Below are 5559 nucleotides of genomic sequence, written 5' to 3' on the forward strand. Positions count from 1 at the left end.
CCCGCCACTTGGCTGTAGGCCGGTCCGTTGATGTGCCGGTCGTAGGGAAACCCGGTGGCGACCAGGCATTCTTTGAGCCTCGCCCCGGATGAGACCTTGATCCGCTGGCCGTTCAGAAAGGCACCCTCTCCCCGCACCGCCTGGAAAATCTCGCCCCTCATGACATCGACAACCACCCCTACCAACGGCTGGTCTCCATCCCACAGGCCGATCGACACGGCCACATGCGGTATCTGATGGACGAAGTTGACGGTTCCGTCGAGGGGGTCGATGATCCAACGGCGCCCGCGAGACTCGGTCTGGCCTCCGCCTTCTTCACCGAGTACGGCGTCCCCGGGCCGATTTCGGCTCAAGACTTCGATGATGGCAGCTTCCGCTTCCAGGTCTGCCGCGGTGACAGGATCGACAAGGCCCTTCATCTCGGGCAGGACCGGACGTCCGAAAGCCTCTCGTATCACCACGGCACCGGCCTGTGATGCGGCTACTGCTACTTCAAGGTCTTGAACTTGTTTATGTCACTATGCCTTGATACAATACGAACATATGTTCGATTACCTACCTGATGTAGCTAGCCAGGACGATCTCAAATCGGCCGAGGCTCGCCTTTCCGGGTCCAACGGAAGTCCGCCGCAGTTGTACATGACCCGGTACCAGAAGGAAAGGCAGCGGGTCTACGACCGGGCTCGGCGCATGCTCAGCAACCCGCAGAGTATGCACCTTGATATGGAAGCGGCTAAAGCGGAAGCGGCCATGGCCGAGGCCGAGGCCAAGGTCAGCCGGGCCCGGGGCGATCAGATCGCCTGGGTGAAGAGCCTCCTCAGAGCCAACACCGGGGCCCGACTCGGTTATCGCTCCCAAGTCGATCTGGTTACCTCACGGATCAATGTCCATCGTTCTACCGCCCGCGATCTCCTCTTCCTAGCCCGACGGCTCAGCGAACCCCAGATCCACCAAATACGGCAGGGTGCAGATTCTTACGTCCGGGTCTTGGAAGAGTCTCGCCTTGCCGAAGCGGGTGCCGGACCCGAGGAGATCGCCCGCACCCGGGACATGAGCCTCGACAAGGTACAAGACGTCGCCCGGCGACACCGACGAATGGAACGGTCGGAGGAGAAGCGGGTGTTCGAAGGCCAGTACGTAAGCTTCCAGCCGTCGCCCGACAGAACGCACGTCCGTGTCTCCGGGCGTATGGGGGCCTACGAGGCTGAGATTTGCCGCCGGGGACTCGACAAGCGGGGGGAAAACTTGGTACCCGAGGGCGAATCCCCTCCTGATCCCGGTCTCCGGAGAGTGCTGGCCCTCACTTCCCTCTGCCAGGACGCCCTCGACGACCATCCGGGGCGGGCGCTAGACCCCCGGCACGCGAACCGGCGGACACCAATCCTCACCGTCTTGACCCACGAACCCCTTGCCTCAGCATCCGGCTACGAGAAGGGGGTGGAGGTACTCGGAGGTGCCCGGGTGGGTCCAGACACCGTCGATCTCGTCCGTTGCCTAGGTCGAATCGAGGACGTCACCGTGACCGGCCAGAAGGTGACAACCCACCAGAGCGTCTCCGGCATACGCCCCGCCCTGCGGCGCGGCGTCCTCGCCCGCGACGGCAGGTGCACAATTGCCGGATGCCGCTCCACCTACCGGCTTGAGGTACACCACATCGTTCCCCGCTCAGCGGGTGGGGATCACGGGTCAGAGAACCTGACCACCCTCTGCTGGTGGCACCACCACGTAGCTCCACCGTCGAGGCATGGGTCAGAGAACCTGACCACCCTCTGCTGGTGGCACCACCACGTAGCTGTCCACCGTCGAGGCATGCGGATCGACCCCCACTCCCCACCCCGCCGACGTCGGCTGCTTCGCGCTGTGCGGTTCGAGCGCGCGCAAGGTGCGGCGCGGTGCCGCCAACCTGTTGGGCGGGCGGGCATTGCGCTACGACCTGCGGGGGCTAACCGCAGGAGAGATCGGGGAGGACTTCAACCTTGACCGGCTGCTCAACCACGGCTACCTGCCCAGGATGTACGAGTCCCCTAGGCCCCGCCAGCGACTCGACTCCTACATCGGCGACTACCTGCGCCAAGAGATCGCCGCCGAGGGCCTAGTGCGGAACCTACCGGCGTTCTCGGACTTCCTCGACGCCGCCGCCCTGAGCGACGGCAACCCCGTCAACTACTCGAACATCGCCCGCGACTGCGGCGTGTCCGCACCCACCGCTAAGGCGTACTTCGGCATCCTGGACGACACTTTGCTGGCCCACCGACTGCCGCGCTGGCGGAAACGGGCCAAGCGCCGCCTCGCCGGGGCACCGAAGCTCTACTTCGCGGATTTGGGCATCGTGAACCGTCTGGCCCGCCGCGGCCAGCTCGAACGGGGCTCGGACCAATACGGCAAGGCGTTCGAGAACTGGGTCTTCCACGAGCTCTCCGCCTACATCGCCTACCACGACCTCGATGAGGAACTGACCTACTGGAGGCTCCCCAGCGGCATCGAGGTCGACTTCGTAATCGGCGACATGCGCCTAGCGATCGAAGCGAAGGCAAGCGCACGCATCAGCACCCACCACCTCAAGGGACTCCGCATTCTGGCCGAGGAACATCCGACCGTCCAGCGGATCATGGTCTGCCTGGAACCCCGCCCTCGCCGCACCAACGACGGCATCGACATCATCCCAGCCCAGTGTCGGCGGGGCTCCTCGTAGGGGGTGTTGATGACCGGATGGGTGCGGGCATCAAGATCGGCGATGTCTGACGACCAGGATGCGGCAGGGTTGGCGCTCATGGGCATGAGCGTACCGGGCTACTGAGACAGGAGCCGTTTACCCAGTTACCTCACGGACTCTGAGGCATCGCTAACAGCTCTACATGATTAGCTGCGGCCCTTTAGGCCTACCAGGAAGAAGGCCACTCCGGCCAACCAGGTGATCGAACCCCACAGCAGGAGGGCATCACCGTCCCTCAAGGCGGCGATTAGGAACACCACCCCTGAGACGGTGAACAGGCCCCATCCGGCCAGGTCAAACCTGTTGCCCGACATCAGCCCAGGCCGGTGAGCGAGTTGAACTCCTCGATTAGGTGGTCGATGGGGTCGGCTGAGGCTTGGATATTGGTCCAGTAGTCGTCGTCGTACCACTGGGCCTGGATCTCCTCGTAGGTCTTGCCCTGTTGCTCCACCCAGGTGTAGTACTTGAGGTTGTGGATGCGCTTGCGGTCGTAGTAGCCGAGCTCGTGAACGTGCTCGGCTGACGCTCCGAGGAGGTGTCGGTGGTAGGCGGCCACGGCATCGTGGGTGGTGAACCTGCCTCGGTCCTCAGCCAACTCGTGGAGCCGGCTCCGGTACATGTCCATCGAGTCGGTGGCGATGGTCACCACAACGTCGCGATTGGTCATCTCGTAGTACTTGGCGAGCTTGATGGCGGACAGCAGGTTGGCGGCACCGGAGATCCCGAGCAGCGGGAGATCCTCGAGGGTGCCGGGGTCAAGTCCTCGGGACACCAGGTATTCCTGGCCAGCCTCCTCGTTGAATAGCCTGTTCAAGGAGACAGCTGCCTCGTCGTCTAGTCCCACGGCCAGATCGGTGTTCTTGACGTTGTGCACCCAGGGGATGTGCTTATCACCGATGCCTTCGATGCGGTGTTCGCCGAAGCCGTTGTACAGCATGGTCGGGCACTGGATCGCCTCTCCGGCGGCTATGACCGAGCCGGGGAAGCGTTGCTTGAGATAGTCGCCCGCGGCGATGGTGCCAGCCGATCCGGTGGTCACAGCGAAGCCCCGGTAGCGGTCCTGTTCCCCCATCACCTCAGACAGCACCTCCTCCACGGCGGGGCCGGTCACCGAGACGTGCCACAGGTAGTTGCCGAACTCGTCGAACTGGTTGAAGATCACCAGGTCCTCGCCGGATACGGCAAGTTCGTTGCACTTGTCGAAGATCTCCTTGACGTTCGACTCGGATCCGGGGGTCTTGATGATCTCGCCGGCCACGGATCGGAGCCAGTCGAAGCGTTCCCGGCTCATCCCCTCCGGCAGGATGGCGATGGAGTCACATCCCAGCAGGTTGGAGTCGTAGGCACCGCCCCGGCAATAGTTCCCGGTAGACGGCCATACCGCCTTCTGGGAACCGGGATCGAATTGGCCGGTTACGAGGCGGGGGACCAGGCACCCGAACGCCGCCCCCACCTTGTGGGCACCGGTCGGGAACCACTTCCCGATCAAGGAGACGATTCGGGCCTCGGTCCCGGTCACGGCCGACGGCCACTCCACGTAGTTGACCCCGCCGAAGCCGCCTCCGTGACCGACCGGCTGGTTGTGCCAGGTGATGCGGAAGAGATTGAGCGGATGAAGATCCCACAGACCTACCTCAGCCAACTCCGCTCGTACGTCCGGCGGGACCAGGCCCGGATCTCGCATCTGGGCAAAGGTGGGGATACGCACTAGACGCTCCCGTGTGTGGGCGGCCGCTCGGGCGCGGGTTGCCTGGTCGATGGTCAAGTCGATCATGTCTGCTTCCTTAGGTTCTCGATCCACTGGTTCATTCTTGCCGCCACCTCATCCGGGCCCAGCCTGCCGGGACCGGATCCGACCGGTATCGGCACCGCCCCGGTCTTGTCGATGCCCGCCATCACGCCTCTGACGTCTTTGAGGCCGGAGCCGGTGGAGATCACCACCACCCGGTCGGATTCTTCCAAGGCAGGGACGCCCGTATCCGGTCCCTCCGCCACCGAACCCACGCCCGCGAATGCGGCCGCCGCCGCCGGTTCGGGGAAGACCCCGCAATCAGCCGCCACGGTGGCGACCATGGCAAGGATCTCATCGTCCTCCACCACCACCCATCCCCCGCCAGTCTCGACCACCGCGGCCATGGCCTTGACACGATCTAGGGGCCGGTCGGCGCTGATCGAGTCGGCGGCGGTGGCGGCTCGGATGGCGGGCTTGGAGGCGACTTCCTCTCCGTTTCGCCACGCTTCGGCCAGGTAGGCGCTGCCAGCCGCCTGCACCCCGTAGATCCGAGGCATCCGGTCGATCCAACCGAGCTGTCGAGCCTCCCTCAGCCCCTTGTGCACCCCTCCGATGATCGACCCGTCGCCCACGCTGACAAACACCGCGTCAGGTGCCTCCCAACCGAGCTGTTCGAGAATCTCCAACGCCACCGTCTTCTTGCCCTCCCCGACGTAGGGGTTGATTCCGGTGATGCGGTTGTACCAGCCGAAGCGATCGACGGACTCCAGGCAGAGCCGGACAGCGTCGTTGTAAGAGCCGTCCACCAGCATCACCAGTGCCCCGAAGGCCAGCAGCTGGGCGACCTTGGCCTCCGGTGCCGCCTCCGGCACGAAGATCACCACGGTCTGTCCGGTAGAAGCGGCCAACCCGGCTAGGGCAGCCGCCGCATTACCGGTTGAGGCGGTGGTCACGATCTCGGCACCCTCCTCGGCCGCCCGAGCCAACGCCACCGCCGAGGCCCGATCTTTGAGGGAGGAGGTGGGCTGGCGCGCCTCGTCCTTCACCCATAGCCGACCCACCTTGAACCGGTTCGCCAAGCGCTCGCTCTCGATCAACGGGGTCCACCCGACTC

The 5559-nt window shown here is 64.5% G+C and carries 6 protein-coding genes; 2 read left to right on the plus strand and 4 right to left on the minus strand.

The genetic code is table 11. From position 1 onward, the window contains the following. Window positions 1–461 (minus strand): inositol monophosphatase family protein (locus ACOOGG_RS00490; protein ID WP_420431178.1); only part of this gene is annotated, 461 nt, incomplete at its 3' end. 82 nt (window positions 462–543) lie between these two features. On the opposite strand from ACOOGG_RS00490, the gene ACOOGG_RS00495 reads away from it, so the two are divergent. Beyond that, window positions 544–1980, plus strand: coding sequence for an HNH endonuclease (locus ACOOGG_RS00495; RefSeq protein ID WP_420431180.1), 1437 nt, complete (start codon window positions 544–546; stop codon window positions 1978–1980). Then, a complete protein-coding gene (locus tag ACOOGG_RS00500) occupies window positions 1883–2692 on the plus strand; it encodes an ATP-binding protein (protein WP_420431182.1) in 810 nt (269 codons plus the stop codon). Before ACOOGG_RS00495 ends, ACOOGG_RS00500 begins: the two co-directional genes overlap by 98 nt. Window positions 2693–2859: 167 nt before the next feature. Here the strand turns inward: ACOOGG_RS00500 and ACOOGG_RS00505 are convergent, their stop codons facing one another. From ACOOGG_RS00505 to ACOOGG_RS00515, 3 genes are all read right to left on the minus strand, one after another. Beyond that, a complete protein-coding gene (locus ACOOGG_RS00505; protein WP_420431184.1) occupies window positions 2860–3027 on the minus strand; it encodes a hypothetical protein in 168 nt (55 codons plus the stop codon). After that, window positions 3027–4487 carry a pyridoxal-phosphate dependent enzyme gene (locus tag ACOOGG_RS00510; protein WP_420431188.1) on the minus strand — a complete coding sequence of 487 codons (1461 nt, stop codon included), beginning with the start codon at window positions 4485–4487 and terminating at the stop codon, window positions 3027–3029. The genes ACOOGG_RS00505 and ACOOGG_RS00510 overlap by 1 nt, the downstream gene beginning before the upstream one ends. Next, window positions 4484–5559, minus strand: a 1076-nt coding sequence (locus tag ACOOGG_RS00515; protein WP_420431186.1) for a pyridoxal-phosphate dependent enzyme, incomplete at its 5' end; no start/stop codon positions are given. The genes ACOOGG_RS00515 and ACOOGG_RS00510, both read right to left, overlap by 4 nt.

The sequence above is a fragment of the Candidatus Poriferisocius sp. genome (assembly GCF_965214065.1).
Taxonomy (GTDB): domain Bacteria; phylum Actinomycetota; class Acidimicrobiia; order Acidimicrobiales; family Bin134; genus Poriferisocius.